Below are 21510 nucleotides of genomic sequence, written 5' to 3' on the forward strand. Positions count from 1 at the left end.
ACTCTAGCGAGTTTTCGGGGGGCGGGTGTTGCCCGTCGGAGGCGTCAGGGCGTCCAGCAGGGCGACGACGCGGTCCTCCCAGGTGGCGGCCGGGCGGTCGGACAGCTCCGTCATGACCCGGACCACGAAGCGCATCAGCGCGGGCACCGCCATGCCGGTGCGCACGGCGGCCTGCATCACGGCGGGGCTGCCGATGAGCTGGGCGAGGACCCGGCCCTGCGTGAAGTGGGCGCCCCACTCCTGGCGGACCCGGCCGGGGTAGCCGGCGAGCACGAGCTCCCGCTGCGCGGGCCCGTTGGCGGCCGAGGCCGCCACGACCTGCTCGGCCGCGTAGCGGGCGGACTCCATGGCGTTGGAGATGCCCTCGCCGTTGAACGGGGAGACGAGGCCCGCGGCGTCGCCGAGCAGCAGCATCCCCGGGACGTGGTGCGGGGTGCGGTTGAAGGCCATCGGCAGGGCCGCCCCGAGCACCCGCCCGCGGCGGTGCTCCTCGTCGAAGGTCCACTCGGCGGGCATGGACGCGGTCCAGCCGGCGAGCACCCTCCGGTAGTCGAGGGTCCCGAACGCCGGTGAGGTGTCCAGGATCCCGAGCCCGACGTTGGCGGTGCCGTCCCCGACGCCGAAGACCCAGCCGTAGCCGGGCAGCAGCGCCCGGCGCGGGTCGTGGCCGTCGGTGAGCTCGAGCCAGCCCTCCATCCAGTCCAGGTCCGAGCGGGGGGACTCGTAGTAGGCGCGCACCGCCACCCCCATCGGGCGGTCGTCCCGCTTGTGCAGCCCGGCCGACACGGCGGCGCGGGCGGAGTTGCCGTCCGCGGCGAGCACGACGTCGGCGTGGTGCTCCTCGGTCTCGCCGGTGCGCCGGCCGGCGTCGTCGAGGACGTTGGCCCGGGCCCCCACGATCCGGCCGGCGTCGTCGCGCAGCACCCCGGTGACGGACCGGCGCTCGAGCACCCGCGCCCCGGCGGCCCGGGCGTGCTCGGCGAGGTGCTGGTCGAAGCCGGTGCGGGTGCGCACGAGCCCGTAGCCGGGGAAGTCGGTGAGCTCGGGCCAGGGCACCTCGACGCTGCGCTGCCGGGCGACGAGCCGCAGGCCCCGGTTGCGGGCGTAGCCCAGCTCGGGCCCGTGCGGCAGGCCCATGAGCTGCATCTCGCGCACGGCGCGCGGGGTCAGCCCGTCGCCGCAGACCTTCTCCCGGGGGAAGGCGGTCTTCTCCAGGACCGTGGCCTCGATCCCGTGCGCCGCGAGCCAGTACCCGGCGGAGGCGCCCGCGGGTCCGCCGCCGAGGACGAGGGCCCTCATCGGGTGGCGGTGGAGGCGCCCGCGCCGGGCTTGACGGCCCGGTGGACGGCCACGATGCCGCCGGTGAGGTTGCGGTACTGCACGCCGCTCCAGCCGGTCCCGAGGATCTGCGCGGCGAGCTCCTCCTGGTCCGGCCACGCCGCGATGGACTCGGCGAGGTACTGGTAGGCCGCGGGGTTGGAGGCGGTGCGCGCGGCGATCCCGGGCAGCGCCTTCATGAGGTACTCGGTGTAGACGGTGCGCAGCGGGGCCAGCGTGGGCGTGGAGAACTCGCAGATCACCAGGCGCCCGCCCGGGCGGGTGACCCGCAGCATCTCGGCCAGCGCACGGCGGTGGCCCTGGATGTTGCGCAGGCCGAAGGAGATCGTCACGGCGTCGAAGGAGGCATCGGCGAACGGCAGCTGCGTGGCGTCGGCCTGCACGAACTCGATGTCGGGCCGGCGGGCGCGCCCCACCTCGAGCATCCCGAGCGAGAGGTCCGCGGCCACGACGCCGACGCCGGCGTCCGCGTACGGCTCGGACGAGGTCCCGGTCCCGGCGGCGAGGTCGAGCACCCGCTCCCCCGGCACGGCCGCGACGGCCTCCGCGACGACCTTGCGCCACCCGCGGGCCCGCCCCAGGGAGAGGATGTCGTTGACGAGGTCGTAGCGCGGCGCCACGTCGTCGAACATGGCGGAGACTTCGTGCGGCTGCTTGGACAGGTCTGCTCGGTTCACCCGGTCATTGTCGCACCTCCGTCCGACGGCCCCGGCTCTGTCGGGCGCGCGGCCTAGACTGGGGGGCGATGTCCTCCACCGACCCCGCCACCGTCCCGCCGGTCCCCGTGCTGCACGCCCTCACGGTGCCGCTGTCCGCACTGGGCGCGGACCCCGCGACCGCCCCGGACCTGCGGGACCTGCTGGCCGGCCCCGACCTGCTCACGTGGACCGTGGACGGGCGCGGCCTCGTGGCCCACGGCCGGGCCGCCGAGCACACCGTGCGCGGCGCGGACCGCTTCACCGCCGCGCGCGTGTGGTGGGACGACGTGGTCGCCGCCGCCGTGGTCGAGGACCGCGTGGGTGCCCCGGGCACCGGGCTCACCGCCTTCGGCGCGTTCACCTTCGCCACGGCTTCCGGCACCGACTCCGGGCTCGTGGTGCCGGAGCTGCTCGTGGGCCGCCGCGACGACCTCGCCTGGGCCAGTCTCGTGGTGGCCGTGACCCCCGGGACCCCGTTCGGGCTCAGCACCGACGACGTGGCGGCGGCCTGGTTCCGCCGCTTCGGCGCCGCTCCCGGGCGTGCGCCGGCCGACGGGAGCGACCGGGCCGCGGAGCCCGCCGCCGTCCGGCTCTGCTCCGGCACCCTGGACGAGGACGAGTGGACGGAGGCCGTGCGCGACGGGGTGGAGCTGATCCGCGCGGGCCGGCTGGAGAAGCTCGTGCTGGCCCGCGACGTCGTCGCCCGGACGGAGGCGCCGCTCGACCCCGTGGCCGTGGTCCGCGAGCTCGCCCACCGCTACGACCAGTGCTGGACGTACTGCGTGGGCTTCGGCGGGGACGCCGGCGGAGCGGGACGGCTGATGGGGGCGACCCCCGAGATGCTCGTGCAGGTGCTCGACGGCGTGGCCCACGCCCGGGTGCTCGCGGGCACGCTGGACCGGGACGCCGCCCCGGCGGGCGAGGACCCCCAGGAGTACGCCGCCCGGGTGCTCGGCGAGTCGGAGAAGCAGCAGCACGAGCACGGCTTCGCGATCGACTCCCTCGTGGCGTCGCTGGCCCCGTACACCGACGCGGTCGCCACCTCCCCCGAGCCGTTCATCCTCGAGCTGCCCAACGTGTGGCACCTGGCCTCGGACGTCACGGCCGCGCTGCGCCCCGGCCCGGCCGGTGACCCGCCCTCCGCCCTGGAGCTGGCCGAGGCGCTGCACCCCACGGCCGCGGTCTGCGGGACGCCCACCGCCGCGGCGGCCGCCGCCATCCCGGAGCTGGAGCGGATGGACCGGGGCCTGTACGCGGGTCCCGTCGGCTGGCTCGACGCCACCGGCAACGGCGACTGGGGCATCGCCCTGCGCGGTGCGGTGCAGGAGGACGAGCGCAGCGTGCGGCTCTTCGCGGGCTGCGGCATCGTGGCCGCCTCCGACCCCGAGGCCGAGCTGGCCGAGACCTGGGCGAAGCTGCGCCCCATGCTCCAGGCCCTCGGGCAGCAGGCCGCCGCCCCCCAGGGCCTCGTGCCGGCCCCGGGGCTCTCCGCCCGCTGAGCCCCGCCCGCGCCGGCCGGCTCCGCCCGTGCGCTCGGCCGCCCGGAATGCACCGTATCCTTGTGTCCCGAACGCAGTCGGGGGTTACCGCCCCGTAGAGCCGGCTCCTCGTGCGGCCCGACCGCGCCGTCGACCACCGCTCCGACCGGAGGAACCGTCCATGCCCCGCCCGTCCTGCCGCCGCGCCGCCGGCCTCCTGACCGTCACCGCCGCCCTCGCCCTCACGGGCTGCTCGGGCGGGTCCGCCGAGGACGCCGCCGCGAGCTCCGCGCGGCCGGCGGACGGCGGGTCGTCCGCCGTGGCCCTCGTGGAGCCCGGGCACCTCACCGTGTGCTCGGAGTCCAACTACCCGCCCTTCGAGATGGCGCAGGGCGGCGAGATGGTCGGCCTCGACATGGACCTGGGCCGGGAGATCGCGGAGGACCTCGGCGTGGAGATGAAGAACGTCACGCTCGCCTTCGAGTCGATCCAGTCCGGCGCCGCCCTCGACACCGGCCAGTGCGACGTCGCGATCTCCGCCCTGTCCATCACCGAGGAGCGGCAGACCGTGATGGACTTCTCGGACCCCTACTACGACAACGAGCTCGGCCTCGTCACCGACGGCGAGGACGGGGTCGGCTCGATCGCCGGCGCCCGCGACGAGCAGGTGCGGGTCGGGGTCATGCAGGGCACGGTCGGTGAGACCCAGGCCCGGGAGCTGGGCCTCAACGCCGTCCAGTTCGAGGACGCCACCACCCTGTTCACCGGGCTCAGCACGGGCAGCGTGGACGCCGTGCTCGACGACGTCACCGCGATCGCCCAGCACGCCGAGGACGACCCGGGCTTCGTGGTCCAGGAGACCGCGGCCCTCGACGACCAGCTCGGCGTGGCCGTGAAGAAGGGCGACGAGGCGATGCTCCGGGCGGTCGACACCACCCTGGACCGCATCGAGGAGGACGGCACGCTCGAGCAGATCGTCGAGCAGTGGATCCCCGTCCAGGAGAACTGACCCCGGGGCCGGTGCCCCGCACCGGGGGCACCGGCCCCGCCACCGACCGCCCGTACCACCCAGAACGGACCACCCCATGGCCATGACCATGCACCAGAGAGCACGCCTCTCCCGCGGCATCCAGTACGCCGCCCTGATCCTCGTCGCCGTCGCGCTGATCGCGATCGCCGACTGGCCGCTGCTGATCGAGAAGGTGTTCAACCCGCAGGTCGCGGTCCAGCAGTTCCCCGGCATCATCGCCGTGGCGCTGAAGAACACCCTGATCTACACGCTGCTGGGCTTCGTGGTCGGCCTCACCGGCGGTGTGGTCCTCGCGCTGATGAAGCTCTCGTCCGTGGCGCCCTACCGGTGGCTGGCCACGCTCTACATCGAGTTCTTCCGCGGCGTGCCCGCGCTGCTGGTCTTCCTCGCCTTCGGCTACGGCATCCCGCTGGCCTTCGGCTTCCGCTTCAACCACTACGTCACGGTCATGATCGCCCTGGGCCTCGTGGCCGCCGCCTACATCGCGGAGTCGCTGCGGGCCGGTCTGCAGGCCGTCCCGAAGGGGCAGTACGAGGCCGCCCGCTCCCTGGGCATGTCCCACGCCCGGGCCATGGTCACGATCGTCATCCCGCAGGCCCTGCGGATCGTGCTGCCCCCGCTGACCAACGAGGTGATCCTGCTGACCAAGGACTCCTCCCTGGTCTACCTGCTGGGCATGGGCGTGGGCCAGTACGAGCTCACCAAGTACGGCCGCGAGGCGATCTCCGAGGCCGGCGCCGGCCTCACCCCCCTGGTGGTGGCGGGGGTCGCCTACCTGATCATCACGGTGCCGCTGGGCATCCTGACCCGCCGCTTCGAGTCCAAGACCGACCGCATGAAGAAGTCCTAGGAGCCAGACGATGAGCACTGCATCCTCCGCCGCCCCGCAGTCCGGGTCCGACGACGGCCTCGCCGGCGCCGCGTCCGTCGTGATCGACGGCCTGCACAAGTCCTACGGCTCCCTCGAGGTGCTCAAGGGCATCTCCCTGAGCGTGGGGGCCGGCCAGGTGGTCTGCCTCATCGGCCCCTCGGGCTCGGGCAAGTCCACCCTGCTGCGCTGCGTGAACCTGCTCGAGCAGCCCCAGCAGGGGCGCATCACGATCGGCGACTTCGACGTCACCGACCCCGAGGCCGATGTCGACCGGATGCGCCGGCACGTGGGCATGGTCTTCCAGCAGTTCAACCTGTTCCCGCATCTGAGCGTCCTCGAGAACTGCACCGTGGCCCAGGTCAAGGTGCTGAAGCGGGACAAGGCCGAGGCCGAGCGGATCGCCCGGGCCAACCTCGACCGCGTGGGCCTGGCCGAGAAGTCCGACAGCCACCCCGGCCAGCTCTCCGGGGGCCAGCAGCAGCGCGTGGCCATCGCCCGGGCCCTGTCCATGGACCCGTCCCTGATGCTCTTCGACGAGCCCACCTCCGCCCTCGACCCGGAGACGGTGGGCGACGTCCTGGCCATCATGCGCGACCTCGCCGCCGAGGGCATGACGATGCTCGTGGTCACCCACGAGATGGAGTTCGCCCGTGACGTCGCCGACAAGGTCGTGTTCATGGACGGCGGCGTGGTCGTCGAGGAGGGCCCCGCGGCCCAGGTGATCGGCGCCCCGAAGGAGCCCCGCACGCAGTCGTTCCTCTCCCGGGTGCTCAACCCGACCCAGGTGCAGGCGCCGGAGCGCTGACGCCGCGGCCGGGCCCGCCGCCCGGTCATCCGGGGCCCCGTCTCCTCCCGAGGAGGCGGGGCCCTGCCGCACCCGCCGTGCTGCGGGGCGTCAGGGCGCGGCGCCGTCGGCGGCGGCCACCGCGGCCCGGATCCTCGCGTGCAGTGCCCTCAGCTCGCGCCGGTCCACGCGCACCTCCAGGACGGAGCGGCCCCGCACGGGCGCGGCGAGGGCCGCGGCGAGCCCGGGCAGGCCGTCCGCCCGCCGGTGCGGGACCCCGTAGCCCGCGCAGAGCGCGTCCAGGCGGGCCTCGTGCGGGGTGCCGAAGAAGCGCTCGACGACGTCCCGGTACTCCTGCTGCTCCCCCAGGGCCCCGTGCTCGAGGGTCGAGAAGATCCCGCCCCCGCCGTCGTTGAGCACCACGACCTGCAGGTCGGGCTCCCGCTCGCCGTCGCCCAGCAGCAGGGACGAGGCGTCGTGCAGGAAGGTCAGGTCCCCCACCAGGGCGCGGACGGGGCGCCCGGTGCCCAGCGCCACGCCGGCGGCCGTGGCCACCGTCCCGTCGATCCCGGCGAGGCCGCGGTTGGCGACCACCAGCGGGGACGCGGGGCCCGGGCGCGCGGCGAGGTCGAGGTCCCGGACGGGGTTGGAGGAGCCGGCGACGAGCACGGCCCCGTCCCGCCGGCAGGACTCCCACAGCGCGGCGGCCACGGCCGGTCCCGTCGGCCGGTCCGGGGGCTCGGCGGCGAGCAGCCGGGCCACGGCCTCGTCCGCGGCGGCGCCCGCCCGCTGCCAGGCCGAGGCCCAGCCCGGGGTGCCGCGGCCGGTGAAGGCGGCGGCCTCCGACCAGCTCCCGAGCACGTGCTCGCGCCGGCGGCCGGGGTCGTACCAGGCCACGGGTCCGGGCTGGACGGCGGCGGTGGCCACGTCCGCCCGCGCCAGCAGCGCCCCGACGGGGCGGGAGAGCGTGGGCCGGCCCACCAGCAGGACACGCTCGATCCGCCGGCCCAGGGGTGCGTCCAGCAGCAGCCGGTAGGCGCCCACGGCGTGCGGTCCGGAGCGCGCGTTCGAGGACGGCTCGGCGAACAGCGGGAGCCCGCACGCCGCGGCGAAGCGGGCGGCGGCGGGGCCGGCCCCGTCCCCGGCGACGACCACGGAGCGGGCCGCCCGCGCCGCCGGGGGCGGCACGTCGACGGGCCCGGCGGCGACGGCCCGCGGGCCCGGGTCCGGGGCGGGGACCGTGCGGGCGGCCAGCCGGCGCGCCCGGTCGGCGAGGACGGCGCCGTCCTCCGGGGCGGGGTGCAGCGGGTCCCGCAGGGCCACGTTGAGCTGGACGGGTCCGGCGGGACGGGGCCCGCCGGACCCGCGCCCGGCGAGCGCGGCGAGGGCAGCCGCGAGGCGGGCGGGGACGTCGTCGTCCTCGGGCAGGAGGTCGACGGCGGCCCGCACGTGGTCGCCGAAGAGCCCGGGCTGGCGGGTGGTCTGGTTGGCGCCGGTGCCCCGCAGCTCCGGCGGGCGGTCGGCGGAGAGCACGACGAGGGGCACCTCGGCGTGGTCGGCCTCCATGACGGCCGGCAGCAGGTTGCCCACCGCGGTGCCCGAGGTGGTGACCACCGCGGCCGGGCGGCCGGTGGCCCGGGCGATGCCGAGGGCCGTGAACGCGGCGCCCCGCTCGTCCACGCGCACGTGCACCTCCAGGGCCCCGGCGGCGTGGGCGGCGGCCGCGGCGTATGCCAGGGGCGCGGACCGGGACCCGGGGGCGACGACGAGGTGGCGCATCCCGGCGGCGACGAGCTCGGCGAGGACGGCGGCGGCGGTGTCGAGGGACGGTGTGGTCACAGGAGACCAGGGTAGTCCCGGGAACGGGACGGTCCCCGTCCCGCCGGGCGGCGGGACGGGGACCGTGGGGCGGGGACCGTGCTCAGTAGGAGCGGGCGGCGGTGCGGGCCGCGGCCTTGGTCTCCGCGGTGGCCTTGCCGCGGTAGCCGCGGTAGCGGGGCCCGCAGTCCCCGTTCTTGCGGCGCCTGCCCGCGTTGCGCTCCCGGCCGGGCTTGTCGGAGATCGCCCCGGGGAACTCGGGTGCCTCGTCGCCGTCCACGGGGAAGACCTGGGCGACGGACGGGCGCGGGAGCGCCCACTCGCCCTCGCCCTGCCGGGTGGGCACCACGTAGTCCGGGAAGTAGGAGCGGGGCTGCTCGAACGAGCCGTCCTCGCCCGGGTGCTGCACGGCCACGTAGACCATCCGCTCGCGGTCGTGGACCACCGGGCCGCAGCACTCGGCGTCCTGGGGGACGGCGAGGAACTGCTGGACGTTGCCGCGCTGGCGACCGGACAGGCCCACCTTGTACATGCCGTCGTTGTAGCCGATCGTGCCCGGGGCGCCGTCGGTGGTGATCCACAGGTTGCCCTCGGAGTCGAAGGCCAGGTTGTCGGGGCAGGAGATCGGGGAGACCTTCTCCACCGGGTAGCCGGAGAAGTAGGCGGACGCGTTCTTCGCGGGGTCCCCGGCGAGCAGGAGGATGTTCCAGTCGAACTCGAGGGCGTCGGCCCGGTTGTCCCGCTCGGTGAGCTCGATGACGTGCCCGTCGCGGTTCTGGGTGCGGGGGTTCGCCTCGTCGGGACCGGCCTTGCCGTCGGTGCCGCGCTGGGTGTTGTTGGTGAGGGCCACGTAGAGCTTGCCGGTCAGCGGGGAGGGCTCGACGTCCTCGGGGCGGTCCATCTTGGTGGCGCCGGCCTTGTCGGCGGCGAGGCGGGTGTACACCAGCACCTCGTCGACCGCCATGCCCTCGACCGCGGAGCGGCCGTCGACGAGGAGCGGCAGCCACTGCCCGGAGCCGTCGAACGCGCCGTCCGAGGGCAGCCGGCCCGAGCCGTCGATCTCGGCCGCGGTGTCGCCGGTGAACTTCGCGACGTAGAGGTCGCCCTCGGAGAGCAGGGTCATGTTGTGCGCCCGGTCGCCCTCGACGTACTTCTTCGAGGAGACGAACTTGTAGAGGTAGTCGAAGCGCTCGTCGTCGCCGGAGTAGGCGACCACGGTCCCGTCCTCGGCCACGCGCACGTTCGCGCCCTCGTGCTTGAACCGGCCCAGGCCCGTGTGCTTGACCGGGGTGGAGGACGGGTCCTGGGGGTCGATCTCGACGATCCAGCCGAAGCGGTTCGGCTCGTTCTCGTAGCCGGGCAGGGTCGAGTCGAAGCGCGGGTCCACCTCGTGCCAGCGCCGGCTCGGGGCGTCCGTGGAGATGCCGTAGCGCTTCTGCTCGGCGGAGCCGTTGCCCTTGAAGTACTGGTTGAAGTTCTCCTCGCCGGACAGGACGGTCCCCCACGGGGTGGTGCCGCCGGCGCAGTTGTTCTGCGTGCCCAGCACCACGGTGCCGGTCGGGTCGTCCTTGGTCCTCAGCAGGTCCGAGCCCGCGGCCGGTCCGTCCACCGCGAACGGGGTGCTCAGGGTGATGCGCCGGTTGCGGCTGCCGCCCCGCACGTAGGACCAGGGCCGGCCGGGCCCGGTGCGGGCGATCTCGACGACGGACATCCCGTGCGCGGCCATGGCCACCCGGGCCACGCGCTCGAGGTCCCCCAGCTGCTCGGCCGGGAACATGTTGGTCTCGTTGGTGTACTCGTGGTTGTTCACGAGCACGCCGGTGCGCCCGCCGCGGTCCTGGAGGATGTCCAGGTAGTCCGAGTTGTAGCCGAACTGGCTCGCCTGGGACTCGGGGGTCTGCTCGAGCGGGTCGAACTCCGGGGAGTCGGTGAACAGGGGGTCGCCCCACCGGATGATCGGGGACCAGTCGTAGCCCTCGGGCACGGTGAGGTCGTCCACGGTGTTCGGGACGGGGGCGATCGGGGCGAAGGACAGCCCCGGGCGTCCGCGGCCGTGGGCCTGGGCGGCCTCGGGCGTGGCCCCCACCACGCCGACCGTCACGGCCGCCGCGGCCCCCAGGCCGAGAGCGGAGCGGCGGGACAGGGCGGCGCTCGCGATGTCCCGGAAGTAGCCGTTGCCGGAGGTGTTGCACTCCGGGCCGGCGCAGGCGTTGCCGCACTTGAGCTGGCAGGTGAGAGGACTGCGCTTGCCGCGGGCGTGGCCCAGCATGGGCAGGAGGGTGCGCTTGGCGATGTCGGTCATGGCTCTCCCAGGAGATCGGGCCCGCGGGAGGACCGCGGCCGGGGAACGGGTGCTCCCCCACTGCACCAGCGCCGGGTGAGTGCTCGGGGATGCCCGGGTGAACCGCGGGTGAACGGGCCGTGGCCGGGCGGCGGCATCTCCCCAGGTCGGGGCGGAGGGGCCGCTCCCGCCGAGGACGCGCGGGCGGGGGTGCGCAGCGCTGTGCGGCACCGGGCCCGTTCCTGCGATGAAACAAAGCGTCCACCGGTGCCGCCGGCACCCCGCGTCTGCAATGCTCGTCGTGTCAGCCCGTCCCCATCCGTCCAGCGCTCCGGACCGCGACCGGTGGCTCCAGAAGACCCCCCTCCTCCTGCTCCACCCGCCCAGGTGCCCTGCCGCCGCGGCGGAGGAACGGGTCCGGACCACCGGTGAGGGAGGCTCGTGATGAACAGGGAACCAGAAGTGGAGCTGCGCCGCCCCACGGACCCCGACGCGCACCGTCGGTCCGCACGGGTGGCTCACGGGCACCGGCTCGCCGCCCTGGACCGCCGGAGCGTCCTGCGGGCCTGGGACCTGCACGCCGGGGACTGCCTGCACGGGCGCGTGATCGCCTCCGTCCACGGTGTGGTGGGGCTGGCCTCCAGCCCCGTGGCGGTCTTCACCTTCACGGGCGAGGACCCCGAGCACGCGCGGCGGACCCGCATCGGCGCGGCCCACCCCGAGGTGGAGCTCGGCTGCGACGACGTGTGGCGCGCCGCCCGCGCGTGGGTGCGGGGTCACGGGCTGTGCGAGGGGGACGCCGTGGACCTGGACCGGCTGCGGGCCGACGTCATGGGCGCCGCGCCTCAGGGCTGAGGAGCTCCCGCCCCGAGGGCGTGCACCCGGGCCACCCGCTCCAGCCACCACCGGCGCCGGTCCGCGGACACCGCGCGGGCGGCCAGCAGCCCGGGGTCCGGGACCGCGTCCCGCAGCTCGAGCGCCCCGTCCACCGGGCGCAGCGGCTCGCGCAGGACGTCGTCGCGCATGAGCGAGACCGTGCCCAGCCCGCACGCGTAGGGCAGCTCGGGCAGCGCGGCGGCGAGCGCGAGCCCCGCGCGGATGCCCACCGAGGAGTCCAGCGCGGAGCTGACCACGGCGGGCAGCCCGGCCCGGGCCACCACGTCGAGGGCGCTGCGCACCCCGCCGAGGGGGGCCGCCTTGACCACGAGCAGGTCGGCCGCCCCCGCCCGGGCCACCGCCAGCGGGTCGCTCTCCTTGCGCACGGACTCGTCGGCGGCCACGAGGACCGGCACGCCGCGGTCCGCGAGGCCCTCGCGGACCGCGGCCAGGCCCGCGATCGTGGGCACGGGCTGCTCCGCGTACGCGAGCCCGTGCTCCCCCAGCCGCTCCAGCGCCACCAGCGCCGTGGGCACGTCCCACCCGCCGTTGGCGTCCACCCGCAGCTCGGCCTCCGGCAGCAGGGCCCGCACGGCCGCGACCCGGGCGACGTCGTCGTCGAGGTCCTGGCCGCGCTCGGCGACCTTGATCTTCACGGCGCGCACGCCGGCCCCGAACCGGGCCAGCACCTCGGGGACCCGGGCGGCCGGGACGGCGGGCACGGTCGCGTTGACGGGGATCCGGGTGCGCCGGGGCGCGGGGAAGCCGTGCCACGCGGCGTCGGCCGCGGCGCGGAGCCACGCGAGGGCCTCGGCGTCCCCGTACTCGGGGAAGGGCCCGAACTCGGCCCAGCCGGCGGGCCCGCGCAGGAGCATCGTCTCCCGCACGTCCACCCCCCGGAACCGCACGCGCATCGGCAGGGCGACGGCGTGCGCGTCGGCGAGCAGCTCGTCGAGCGGGGGCAGGGGCGCGGCGGCGGTCATGGAGCCAGCCTAGGCGCGCGTTCTCAGCTGGAACCGATCCGCCCGTGGAAGAATGAGGTCTCCGCGAGCGCGGTCCCGGCCGTGCCGGGACGCGTGCCCGCCTGTCCGACCGCCAGGAGCTCCATGACCACCACCGCCCACCGCCCGGCCCCGACCGCCCTCCAGGCGCTCTGCCACGTGCTCGGCGCCGCCCTGCTGTTCGGCGGCGCCGCCCTGGTGGGCGTGGTGGCGCTGACCACCGAGACCGGCCAGTGGCTCGACGAGCTGGCCCTGAAACAGGCGACGGACGCGATCCCCGGGCTGTCCACCCGCTCCCGCGAGCTGCTCGACCTGCTCCCGTGGGTGGTGGGGGTGGTCTCGGCGGTGTGCCTGGCGGTCCTGGCCGTGCGCTCCCGGCGCCTCGCGCCGGCGGTGACCGGGGCGGCGGTGGTGCTGCTGTCCAACCTCACGGTCCAGCTGCTCAAGCGCGTGCTCGTCGAAAAGCCGGACCTGGGCATCCAGGAGGCCGCGAGCAACTCCTTCCCCTCCGGGCACACGGCCGCCGCGGCCGCCGCCGTGGCGGTGGTGCTGCTCGCCGCACCGGCCCGGTCCCGCGCGCTCGTCGCCCTGCTCGGGGCGGGGGCGACGACCGCGACGGGAGTCGCGACGCTGCTCAACGGCTGGCACCGGCCCTCCGACGTCGTGGCCTCCCTGCTCGTCGTGGCGGGGTGGGCGGCCCTGGGCGGGCTGGTGCTGCGCGTGACCGGCCCGGTGGAGCGGCCCGTGCCCGGCGGGGGCCTGGTCGCGCTGCTGGCCGTCTTCGGCGCCGGTGCCCTGGCGGCGGGACTGCTGCCGCTGTGGGCCGCCCTGCGGGTGCCGGGCGGGGGCTTCGCGGCGATGGCCGGCTGCGCGGCGATCCTGGGGGTCAGTCTGCTCGCGGCAGCGGCACTGGCAGCGCTGCAAGCTCCCCGGTCGCGACGTCCTCGGCCCTGATCCGCTCGAGCCGGTCCAGGAGGATCCGGGCCGCTCCCGCGTTGTAGGGCAGGCGGAACATCGAGGCGGTCACGGGCTGCAGGCCGCCGGGCTGCGCCGCGGCCGCCTCGCTCGCGTCCACCCGTTCGATCGCGGTGCGCATGGTCCGGGCCTGCTGGAGCACGAAGCCGCGGTCCACGGGGTGGCCGTGGCCGGGAACGAAGACCAGGTACCGGTCGAGGGCGGCCAGGTGCTCCAGCACCGTGGCCCAGCCCCGCGGATAGGAGTCGCCGAAGTCGGGGTCGGCGCCCTGCTCCACGAGGTCCCCCGTGAACACGACGTCGTCGACGCCCACGCACACGTCGTTGTCGGTGTGCCCGCGCCCCAGGGAGAACAGCACGGCGCCGCGCCCGCCCAGGTCCACACGGGTCAGCGAGGGGCGCCGGCCGGTGCCGGGCAGGTGCCGGTCGGGCACGACCAGGCGGGTGTCCGGGCCCTCCGAGGCGGCCATCTCGGGCTCGTGGGTGCCCACGAACGAGCGCTGGAAGTCGCCGTGGGCGAGGATCGTCTCGGCGCAGCCGCGGTGGGCCCAGAACTCCTCGGCGCCGGCGCGCCGGAACACGGCGTTGCCCATGAAGTGGTCGTAGTGGGCGTGGGTGTTCACCACCGTGAGCGGCAGGTCCGTCAGCGAGCGCACGGCCTCCAGGATCTCCCGGCCCTGACGGGGGCCCGCGCCCGTGTCGATCACGAGGGCGCGGCGGGTCCCGAGCACGAGACCGGAGTTGAGCCTCCAGTTGTCCGTGCTCACGGCGAAGATGCCGTCGCGGAGTTCGTTGATGCGGGCCACCCTGACAGGCTACCGACCGGCGCTGTCTATCCTGGCACCCATGACCACTTCCTCCCCCGGGCGTGCGGCCGGGGGCGCCGGCCGCTATGCTCCCTCCCCCTCCGGGGAGCTGCACCTGGGCAACCTGCGCACGGCCCTGGTCGCGTGGGCGGCGGCCCGCTCCAGCGGACGGCGCTTCGTGCTGCGCGTCGAGGACATCGACCGGGTGCGCCCGGGCGCGGCCGAGCAGCAGCTGGCGGACCTCGCCCGGCTCGGCCTCGACTGGGACGGCCCGCCGCTGCTGCAGTCGACCCGGGAGCCCGCGCACCGGGCCGCGGTGCGGCGCCTCACCGCGGCGGGGCGCACGTACGAGTGCTACTGCACCCGCCGGGAGATCCAGGCGGCCGCGAGCGCGCCGCACGGGGCGCCGGGCGCCTACCCGGGCACGTGCCGGGACCTCACCGGCACCGAGCGCGCGCGCCGCCGCCGGGAACGGCCCCCCGCCGTGCGCCTGCGGGCGGACGTGCGCGCCCGCACGGTCGTGGACCGCTGGGCGGGCGCGTACACGGGCCTCGTCGACGACTTCGTGCTGCTGCGCAACGACGGTCGCCCCGCCTACAACCTCGCGGTGGTCCTGGACGACGCCCACCAGGGCGTGGACCAGGTGGTGCGCGGCGACGACCTGCTGCCCTCCACCCCGCGGCAGGCCTGCCTGGCCGCGGTGCTCGGGCTCCCCGAGCCGCAGTGGGCCCACGTCCCGCTCGTGCTCAACCCCGAGGGCCGCCGGCTCGCGAAGCGCGACGGCGCCGTGACGCTGTCCGAGCTCGCGGCGGCGGGCCACGGCGTGACCGAGGTGCTGGGCCGGATGGCGGCGTCGCTGGGCCTGCCCGGCCCGGTCCGCACGGCGCAGGACGTCCTCGCCGTCTTCGACGAGGACGTCCTGCCGCGGGAGCCCTGGGTGGTGGACCCGGCCGGCTGGGCCGCTCAGCCGGCCCGGCGCACGCCCTGATCCGCCCGGGACCGGTCGTCCTCGAGGGCGTGCGGGTCCTCGGGCTCGGCCAGGAACCGCTCGTAGGCGGCGGTCGTCAGGAAGGCCGGGTAGTCGTCACCGAGGGCGACCTCCTCGAAGACCGAGCGGGCGTCGTCGAAGCGGTCGCCCTCGGCCCGCGCGATCCGCGCGAACTCCTCCTCGACGAGCTCCCGCACCCACTCCCGGGTGATCTCCTCGCCCTGGTCCGTGATCGCCCGGGAGTTCACCCACTGCCAGATCTGGGAGCGGGAGATCTCCGCGGTCGCGGCGTCCTCCATGAGGTTGTGGATGCCGACCGCGCCGTTGCCGCGCAGCCAGGCCTCGATGTAGCGGATCCCGACCTCGATGTTGCTGCGGATCCCCTCCTCGGTGATCTTCCCCTCGGCCGAGGCGATGTCGATGAGCGCCTTGTCGTCGGGCACCACGTCCTCCCGCCGGCGGTCGAGCTGGTGGGGCTTGTCACCGAGCACCTCGTCGAAGACCTCCCGGCACACGGGCACGAGGTCGGGGTGGGCCACCCAGGAGCCGTCGAAGCCGTCGCGGGCCTCCCGCAGCTTGTCGGCGCGCACCTTCTCGATCGCGGTCCGGTTGACCTCCTCGTCCCGGCGGGACGGGATGAACGCGGCCATCCCGCCGATGGCCATGGCCTGCCGGCGGTGGCACGCCCGCACGAGCTGCTCGGTGTAGGCCCGCATGAACGGCTGGGTCATGGTCACGGCGTTGCGGTCCGGGAGGATGAAGCGGGGCCCCCGGGTGCGGAAGTTCTTGATGATCGAGAAGATGTAGTCCCAGCGCCCCGCGTTGAGCCCGGCGGCGTGCTCGCCGAGCTCCCAGAGGATCTCCTCCATCTCGAACGCCGCGGTGATCGTCTCGATCAGGACCGTGGCGCGGATGGTGCCGCGGTCCGCGCCGAGCATGGACTCGGCCCGGGCGAAGACGTCGTGCCACAGCCTGGCCTCGCGGTGGGACTCGGTCTTGGGCAGGTAGAAGTAGGGGCCCAGCCCCAGCTTCTTGAGCCGGCGGGCGTTGTGGAAGAAGTACAGGCCGAAGTCCACGAGCGCCCCGGCGATGGGCTCGCCCCGCACGGACAGGTGCCTCTCCTCGAGGTGCCACCCGCGGGGGCGCACCACGATCGTCGGGTTGGCCCGCGGGTCCTTGTTCTTCAGGGCGTACCGCTTGCCGTCCGGGTTGGTGAACTCGATGGTCCCCTCGAGCGCGTCGATCAGGTTGAGCTGGTTGGTGACCACGTTGGTCCAGTGCGGTGTGTTGGCGTCCTCCATGTCCGCGAGCCACACCTGCGCCCCGGAGTTGAGCGCGTTGATGGTCATCTTCCGCTCGGTGGGCCCCGTGATCTCGACCCTGCGGTCCTCCAGCCCCGGCGGCGGCGGGGGGACCCGCCAGCTGTCGTCCTCGCGGATCCTCGCGGTCTCGGGCAGGAAGGTGGGGTCGGTGCCGCGGGCGATCCCCTTCCGCCGCTCCTCGCGGGCGGCCAGCAGCTCGCGCCGGCGGGGTTCGAACTCGCGGTGCAGGGCCGCCAGGAAGCCCAGCGCGTCGGGGCTGAGCACGCTGTTCTGCCGGGGCACGTGGTGACCGGTCAGGGTCACGCCGTTGATCGTCACAGGATCGCTGGTCATGGTCATCATGGCTGGTTCCTCGCCTGGGGAGTGTCCTGGAAGTGATCAGGTGGGGCGCCCCGTCGGGGGCGCGGCCGTCGTCGGGTGCGGGGCGGCCGGGGACCCGCTCGGGCCCCCGGCCGCCCCGCACCCGATCGGCTCAGAACTGGGCGGTCTCGGTGGAGCCGGCCAGGGCCGCGGTGGACGAGGCCGGGTTGAGGACGGTCGTCACGAGGTCGAAGTAGCCGGTGCCGACCTCCCGCTGGTGGCGGGTGGCGGTGTAGCCGCGCTCCTCGGACCCGAACTCGCGCTCCTGCAGGTCCACGTACGCCTTCATCTGCTCCCGGGCGTAGCCGTGGGCCAGGTCGAACATCGAGTAGTTCAGCGTGTGGAAACCGGCCAGGGTGATGAACTGGAACTTGAACCCCATCGCGGCCAGCTCCCGCTGGAACTTGGCGATCGTGTCGTCGTCAAGGTGCTTCTTCCAGTTGAACGACGGCGAGCAGTTGTAGGCCAGCATCTGGTCCGGGTGCTCGGCGTGGATGCCCTCGGCGAACTGCTTCGCCACCTCGAGGTCCGGGGTGCCGGTCTCCATCCACAGCAGCTCGGCGTACGGGGCGTACGCGTTGCCGCGGGCGATGCAGGCCTCGAGGCCGTTCCGGACCTTGTAGTAGCCCTCGGCCGTGCGCTCGCCGGTGATGAACTGCTGGTCCCGCTCGTCCACGTCCGAGGTGATCAGGGTGGCCGCCTCGGCGTCGGTGCGGGCGATGACCACGGAGGGGACGTCGGCGACGTCGGCCGCGAGCCGGGCCGCGCTGAGGGTGCGGACGTGCTGGGCGGTGGGGATCAGCACCTTGCCGCCGAGGTGGCCGCACTTCTTCTCGGAGGCCAGCTGGTCCTCCCAGTGCACGCCGGCCGCCCCGGCGGCGATCATGGACTTCATCAGCTCGTAGGCGTTGAGCGAGCCGCCGAAGCCGGCCTCGGCGTCCGCGACGATCGGCACCAGCCAGTCCTCCACGGTGCTGATGCCCTCGGCGTGCTCGATCTGGTCGGCGCGCATCAGCGCGTTGTTGATCCGCCGCACGACCGCCGGGGCGGAGTTCGCCGGGTAGACCGACTGGTCGGGGTAGGTCTCCCCTGCCAGGTTCGCGTCCGCGGCGACCTGCCAGCCCGAGAGGTAGATCGCCTTCAGCCCGGCCTTGACCTGCTGGACGGCCTGGTTGCCGGTCAGCGCGCCCAGGGCATTGATGAAGTCGTGGTCGTGCAGCTTCTGCCACAGCTGCTCCGCGCCGCGGCGGGCCAGGGTGTGCTCCTCCTGCACCGTGCCGCGTAGCTTCACGACGTCCTCGGCGGAGTACTCGCGGGTGATCCGCGCCCAGCGGGGATCGGCGTCCCACTCCTGGCGGATCTCGTCGGCGGTCCTGGGGGTGTTCTGGGTGGACATGTCAGCTCCTCGTTGAGTGGTCCGGGGTGGTGCTCGGCGTGGCGCCGGTTGTTCTCAGGTCACCGGAAGTTCACTCTCCCGTGGTGACACACACCACTTTGCCCCCTTTTCAGCACCTCCGGACCGACATCTGATCGAGAACTTTCCGCATTCTTCACGTATACTGAAAAAATGACGAGCACCGCGTGGGGGCACCCGGAATCCACGGCCGGCGAACCGCCCCAGGACACCGACCTGATCGGCCTCGGCCGCCGCATCCGGTCGCTGCGCAAGGACCGGGGGCTGACGCTGGGCGAGCTCGCAGCACGGGCCGGCACCGCGGCCTCGCAGCTGTCCGTCATCGAGAACGGCCGGCGCGAGCCCCGTCTGAGCCTGCTCCAGCGGCTGGCCGACGTCCTGGGCACGAGCGTGGACTCGCTGCTCGGCGCCGAGCCCGCCAACCGGCGGGAGGCCCTGGAGATCCAGCTGGAGCGCACCCAGCGCTCCCCCTTCTACGAGCAGCTGGGTCTGCCGACGGTCCGGGTCAGCTCGGCACTGTCCACGGAGGTGCTCGAGGCGCTCGTCGCCCTCCAGGAGCGGCTGGCGCAGGCGCTGGAGAAGAACTCGGCCACCCCGGAGGAGGCGCGCCGGGCCAACGTGCAGCTGCGCCGGCTGATGCGGGAGCAGGACAACTGGTTCCCGGACCTCGAGCAGGCGGCCAAGGAGCTGCTGGCCCTCGGCGGCTACACCTCGGGGCCCGTGTCCAACTCCGTGATCTCCGAGATGGTCGGGAAGCTGGGCTACAGCATCCACCACGTGACGGACCTGCCGCACTCCACCCGCTCGGTCACCGATCTGCTCAACAGGCGGATCTACCTGGTGCAGGGCCCGCGGGCCGACCACGACCCCCGTGCGGTGCTGCTGCAGGCCGTGGGCCACCAGGTGCTCGGTCACGAGCCCCCCAGGGACTACGCCGACTTCCTGGCCCAGCGGGTGCAGGCCAACTACTTCGCCGCGGCCGTCATGCTGCCCGAGGACAAGACCGTCCCGTTCCTGCTCGAGGCGAAGAAGAACCGCGACCTGTTCCTCGAGGACCTCAAGGACCGGTTCTCCGTCTCGCACGAGACGGCGGGACACCGCTTCACGAACCTCGCGACCCGCCACCTGGGCATCCGCACCCACTTCCACAAGGTCCACTCCTCCGGGGTGATCCACAAGGCCTACGAGAACGACGGGCTCGTCTTCCCCACCGACCACACGGGCGCGATCGAGGGCCAGATCTCCTGCCGGAAGTGGTCGGGGCGCACGGTCTTCGACCAGCCCAACCAGTTCACGGCGTTCGCGCAGTACACGGACACGCCCTCGGGCACGTACTGGTGCTCCACCCGCACGGAGCTCTCCAGCCAGGGCGCCTTCTCGATCGGCGTGGGCGTCGCGTTCACGGACGCCCGCTGGTTCCGCGGCCGCGACACCCCGCACCGCACCGTCTCGACCTGCCCGGACCCCTCGTGCTGCCGGCGCCCCCCGGAGGAGCTGCGCCGGGTCTGGTCCGGCCACGCGTGGCCCAACACCCGGGCGCACTCCCACGTGCTCGCGGCCCTGCCGGAGGGGGCGTTCCCGGGCGTGGACGAGCGCGAGGTGTACGAGTTCCTTCAGCTCCACGACGGCGGCTGAGCCGCGCCGGGGCGGGCCGCGGGCGTCCTGCCCGTCCCCGCGACGGCTGGCCAGTGGCCGGGAGCGCGCGTAAAGTCCTGTGGGACCTCCGGCCCCACCCACCCGACCGGATGCTGCGCTCCACCGGGCCGGCACCCGGCGGAAAGGACACCATGACCCAAGAGATATCCCAGACGATCGCCATCGTCATCTACTTCGCCGCCATGATCGCGATCGGTCTCTACGCCAACAGCAGGACCAAGAACCTCGACGACTACATGCTCGGCGGGCGCAACCTCAAGCCGGGCGTCGCCGCGCTCAGCGCCGGCGCCTCCGACATGTCCGGCTGGCTGCTCCTGGGCCTGCCGGGCGCCGTGTTCCTCTCGGGTCTCGTCGAGGCGTGGATCGCCGTCGGGCTGATCATCGGCGCGTGGGTCAACTGGAAGTTCATCGCCCCCCGGCTGCGCTCCTACACCGAGGTCTCGGACGACTCCATCACCATCCCGTCCTTCCTGGACAACCGGCTCAAGGGCGGCTCGCGGCTGCTGCGCATCGTCTCGGGGCTGATCATCCTGGTGTTCTTCACCTTCTACGTCTCCTCCGGCATGGTCGCGGGCGGGCTGTTCTTCCAGTCCTCCTTCGGCTCGACCTACCACGCCGGGCTGCTGCTGGTCGTGGGCGTCACCATCGCCTACACCCTCTTCGGCGGGTTCCTGGGCGCCACGTACACCGACGTGGCCCAGGGCATCCTCATGTTCATCGCCCTGCTCATGGTGCCGATCGTCGGCATCATCAACGTGGGCGGCCTCGGGCAGATGGCGGAGAACATCACCGCCGTGGACCCGGACGCCCTCTCGCTCGTGCGCGGCGCCACCGTGCTCGGCGTGATCTCCGCCCTCGCGTGGGGTCTGGGCTACTTCGGCCAGCCGCACATCATCGTCCGCTTCATGGCGATGCGCTCCCCCGCCGACGCCAAGACCGGCCGCCGGATCGGGCTGACCTGGATGGTGCTGAGCGTCGTCGGAGGGATCGCCACCGCCCTGGTGGGCCTGGCCTACTACGGCAGCCGCCCGGACGAGAGCCCCACCGACCCCGAGTCCGTGTTCCTGGACCTCGCCCAGGTCTTCTTCCACCCGGTGGTCGCGGGCTTCGTCCTGGCCGCCGTGCTCGCGGCGATCATGTCCACGGTGTCCTCCCAGCTCATCGTCTCCTCCTCCGCCCTGGTGGAGGACCTCTACAAGCTGACCGTCAAGGAGTCCCCGTCCGAGCCCAAGCAGGTGTGGATGGGCCGCGCAGGGGTGGCCGCCGTCGCCCTCGTGGCCACCTTCCTGGCGTGGGAGCAGAACAACACGATCCTCGGTCTCGTGGCCTTCGCGTGGGCCGGCTTCGGCGCCTCGTTCGGTCCGATCGTGATCCTGTCCCTGTACTGGCGCAAGCTCACGAACCTGGGCGCGATCACCGGCATGGTCCTCGGCGCGGTCACCGTGTTCGTCTGGACCGTGACCCCGTGGGCCGGTCTCTACGAGATCGTTCCCGGCTTCGTCGTCTGCCTCGTCTCCGCCGTCCTGGTGTCGAACGCCACCTACCGGCACGACGGCGACGTCGAGCGCGAGTTCGACGACGCCGTGCGCCTCGCCCACGCGGCGGAGGACGAGATGGCCGCGCGCTGACCTCTCGCACCGCCCGATGACGGGGCCCGTTCCTGCCGGAACGGGCCCCGTCGTCGTGCGCGGGCCGGTGCTCGAGGCGCGGGGCCGTGGCGCGGGTTCAGTAGCCGATCGTGGCGAGGGTGGCCCGGATCGCCTCGGCCGAGCGCTGCAGCATGGCCTGCTCCCGCTCGTCCATCGGCACCACCAG

Annotated in this window: 17 protein-coding genes; 9 read left to right on the plus strand and 8 right to left on the minus strand. The window is 74.1% G+C overall.

Annotated features, from left to right (window positions below; all coding sequences use genetic code 11):
* Nucleotides 1-3: 3 nt before the first annotated feature.
* Both RE027_RS08655 and RE027_RS08660 read right to left on the minus strand, forming a co-directional pair.
* On the minus strand, nucleotides 4-1299 hold the full coding sequence (locus RE027_RS08655; RefSeq protein ID WP_368807841.1) for a geranylgeranyl reductase family protein: 1296 nt from the start codon (nucleotides 1297-1299) through the stop codon (nucleotides 4-6).
* Entirely contained in the window at nucleotides 1296-2015 is a 720-nt protein-coding gene (locus tag RE027_RS08660; RefSeq protein WP_368807842.1) for a demethylmenaquinone methyltransferase, read from the minus strand. The genes RE027_RS08655 and RE027_RS08660 overlap by 4 nt, the downstream gene beginning before the upstream one ends.
* 68 nt (nucleotides 2016-2083) lie before the next feature.
* Here RE027_RS08660 and RE027_RS08665 point away from each other — a divergent pair, with 68 nt between their 5' ends.
* The 4 genes from RE027_RS08665 (at nucleotide 2084) to RE027_RS08680 (ending at nucleotide 6220) form a co-directional block, all read left to right on the plus strand.
* Nucleotides 2084-3535 carry an isochorismate synthase gene (locus RE027_RS08665; protein WP_368807843.1) on the plus strand — a complete coding sequence of 484 codons (1452 nt, stop codon included), beginning with the start codon at nucleotides 2084-2086 and terminating at the stop codon, nucleotides 3533-3535.
* Between the two features lie 160 nt (nucleotides 3536-3695).
* Nucleotides 3696-4523, plus strand: a complete 828-nt coding sequence (locus RE027_RS08670; RefSeq protein WP_368807844.1) for an ABC transporter substrate-binding protein — start codon at nucleotides 3696-3698, stop codon at nucleotides 4521-4523.
* A 76-nt stretch (nucleotides 4524-4599) separates the two neighbouring features.
* A complete protein-coding gene (locus tag RE027_RS08675; protein WP_368807845.1) occupies nucleotides 4600-5394 on the plus strand; it encodes an amino acid ABC transporter permease in 795 nt (264 codons plus the stop codon).
* 10 nt (nucleotides 5395-5404) lie between these two features.
* Nucleotides 5405-6220 carry an amino acid ABC transporter ATP-binding protein gene (locus RE027_RS08680; RefSeq protein ID WP_368807846.1) on the plus strand — a complete coding sequence of 272 codons (816 nt, stop codon included), beginning with the start codon at nucleotides 5405-5407 and terminating at the stop codon, nucleotides 6218-6220.
* A gap of 90 nt (nucleotides 6221-6310) precedes the next feature.
* Here RE027_RS08680 and menD read toward each other — a convergent pair whose 3' ends face one another.
* Together menD and RE027_RS08690 are read right to left on the minus strand one after the other, a co-directional pair.
* Nucleotides 6311-8038 carry a 2-succinyl-5-enolpyruvyl-6-hydroxy-3-cyclohexene-1-carboxylic-acid synthase gene (menD, locus tag RE027_RS08685; RefSeq protein WP_368807847.1) on the minus strand — a complete coding sequence of 576 codons (1728 nt, stop codon included), beginning with the start codon at nucleotides 8036-8038 and terminating at the stop codon, nucleotides 6311-6313.
* An 82-nt stretch (nucleotides 8039-8120) separates the two neighbouring features.
* Nucleotides 8121-10319, minus strand: a complete 2199-nt coding sequence (locus RE027_RS08690) for a PhoX family protein (RefSeq protein ID WP_368807848.1) — start codon at nucleotides 10317-10319, stop codon at nucleotides 8121-8123.
* 423 nt (nucleotides 10320-10742) lie between these two features.
* Between RE027_RS08690 and RE027_RS08695 the strand changes: the two genes are divergently transcribed.
* Nucleotides 10743-11153 (plus strand): hypothetical protein, encoded by a 411-nt coding sequence (locus tag RE027_RS08695; RefSeq protein WP_368807849.1) that lies wholly within the window; start codon nucleotides 10743-10745, stop codon nucleotides 11151-11153.
* Here the strand turns inward: RE027_RS08695 and RE027_RS08700 are convergent.
* On the minus strand, nucleotides 11144-12157 hold the full coding sequence (locus RE027_RS08700) for an o-succinylbenzoate synthase (protein ID WP_368807850.1): 1014 nt from the start codon (nucleotides 12155-12157) through the stop codon (nucleotides 11144-11146). The two genes, RE027_RS08695 and RE027_RS08700, sit on opposite strands and share 10 nt — an antisense overlap.
* A gap of 123 nt (nucleotides 12158-12280) precedes the next feature.
* On the opposite strand from RE027_RS08700, the gene RE027_RS08705 reads away from it, so the two are divergent.
* Complete coding sequence (locus RE027_RS08705) at nucleotides 12281-13129, plus strand: phosphatase PAP2 family protein (RefSeq protein ID WP_368807851.1); 849 nt, start codon at nucleotides 12281-12283, stop codon at nucleotides 13127-13129.
* On the opposite strand, the gene RE027_RS08710 is transcribed toward RE027_RS08705, so the two are convergent.
* On the minus strand, nucleotides 13062-13955 hold the full coding sequence (locus RE027_RS08710; protein WP_368807852.1) for an MBL fold metallo-hydrolase: 894 nt from the start codon (nucleotides 13953-13955) through the stop codon (nucleotides 13062-13064). The genes RE027_RS08705 and RE027_RS08710 overlap by 68 nt on opposite strands.
* Nucleotides 13956-13995: 40 nt before the next feature.
* On the opposite strand from RE027_RS08710, the gene gluQRS reads away from it, so the two are divergent.
* Entirely contained in the window at nucleotides 13996-14943 is a 948-nt protein-coding gene (gene gluQRS, locus RE027_RS08715; RefSeq protein ID WP_368807853.1) for a tRNA glutamyl-Q(34) synthetase GluQRS, read from the plus strand.
* Here gluQRS and aceB read toward each other — a convergent pair.
* Both aceB and aceA read right to left on the minus strand, forming a co-directional pair.
* On the minus strand, nucleotides 14919-16604 hold the full coding sequence (gene aceB / locus RE027_RS08720) for a malate synthase A (RefSeq protein WP_368807863.1): 1686 nt from the start codon (nucleotides 16602-16604) through the stop codon (nucleotides 14919-14921). The two genes, gluQRS and aceB, sit on opposite strands and share 25 nt — an antisense overlap.
* A gap of 133 nt (nucleotides 16605-16737) precedes the next feature.
* Nucleotides 16738-18021 (minus strand): isocitrate lyase, encoded by a 1284-nt coding sequence (aceA, locus tag RE027_RS08725; RefSeq protein ID WP_368807854.1) that lies wholly within the window; start codon nucleotides 18019-18021, stop codon nucleotides 16738-16740.
* 171 nt (nucleotides 18022-18192) lie between these two features.
* Here aceA and RE027_RS08730 point away from each other — a divergent pair, with 171 nt between their 5' ends.
* Both RE027_RS08730 and putP read left to right on the plus strand, forming a co-directional pair.
* Nucleotides 18193-19674, plus strand: coding sequence for a helix-turn-helix domain-containing protein (locus RE027_RS08730; protein WP_368807855.1), 1482 nt, complete (start codon nucleotides 18193-18195; stop codon nucleotides 19672-19674).
* 152 nt (nucleotides 19675-19826) lie between these two features.
* The gene (putP, locus tag RE027_RS08735; RefSeq protein WP_368807856.1) at nucleotides 19827-21323 is read left to right on the plus strand and encodes a sodium/proline symporter PutP; all 1497 of its coding nucleotides are present in this window, start codon (nucleotides 19827-19829) and stop codon (nucleotides 21321-21323) included.
* The last annotated feature ends 187 nt before the right edge of the window (nucleotides 21324-21510 follow it).

The organism is Kocuria sabuli, from assembly GCF_040981185.1.
Lineage (GTDB): Bacteria > Actinomycetota > Actinomycetes > Actinomycetales > Micrococcaceae > Kocuria > Kocuria sabuli.

Excerpts from the sequence above, each read along its gene's own strand:
- RE027_RS08655 (WP_368807841.1), bottom strand. The coding sequence starts at position 1,299 with ATGAGGGCCCTCGTCCTCGGCGGCGGACCCGCGGGCGCCTCCGCCGGG.
- RE027_RS08665 (WP_368807843.1), top strand. The coding sequence starts at position 2,084 with ATGTCCTCCACCGACCCCGCCACCGTCCCGCCGGTCCCCGTGCTGCAC.
- RE027_RS08670 (WP_368807844.1), top strand. The coding sequence starts at position 3,696 with ATGCCCCGCCCGTCCTGCCGCCGCGCCGCCGGCCTCCTGACCGTCACC.
- RE027_RS08675 (WP_368807845.1), top strand. The coding sequence starts at position 4,600 with ATGGCCATGACCATGCACCAGAGAGCACGCCTCTCCCGCGGCATCCAG.
- RE027_RS08680 (WP_368807846.1), top strand. The coding sequence starts at position 5,405 with ATGAGCACTGCATCCTCCGCCGCCCCGCAGTCCGGGTCCGACGACGGC.
- RE027_RS08690 (WP_368807848.1), bottom strand. The coding sequence starts at position 10,319 with ATGACCGACATCGCCAAGCGCACCCTCCTGCCCATGCTGGGCCACGCC.
- RE027_RS08695 (WP_368807849.1), top strand. The coding sequence starts at position 10,743 with ATGAACAGGGAACCAGAAGTGGAGCTGCGCCGCCCCACGGACCCCGAC.
- RE027_RS08700 (WP_368807850.1), bottom strand. The coding sequence starts at position 12,157 with ATGACCGCCGCCGCGCCCCTGCCCCCGCTCGACGAGCTGCTCGCCGAC.
- RE027_RS08705 (WP_368807851.1), top strand. The coding sequence starts at position 12,281 with ATGACCACCACCGCCCACCGCCCGGCCCCGACCGCCCTCCAGGCGCTC.
- gluQRS (WP_368807853.1), top strand. The coding sequence starts at position 13,996 with ATGACCACTTCCTCCCCCGGGCGTGCGGCCGGGGGCGCCGGCCGCTAT.
- aceB (WP_368807863.1), bottom strand. The coding sequence starts at position 16,604 with ATGACCATGACCAGCGATCCTGTGACGATCAACGGCGTGACCCTGACC.
- aceA (WP_368807854.1), bottom strand. The coding sequence starts at position 18,021 with ATGTCCACCCAGAACACCCCCAGGACCGCCGACGAGATCCGCCAGGAG.
- RE027_RS08730 (WP_368807855.1), top strand. The coding sequence starts at position 18,193 with ATGACGAGCACCGCGTGGGGGCACCCGGAATCCACGGCCGGCGAACCG.
- putP (WP_368807856.1), top strand. The coding sequence starts at position 19,827 with ATGACCCAAGAGATATCCCAGACGATCGCCATCGTCATCTACTTCGCC.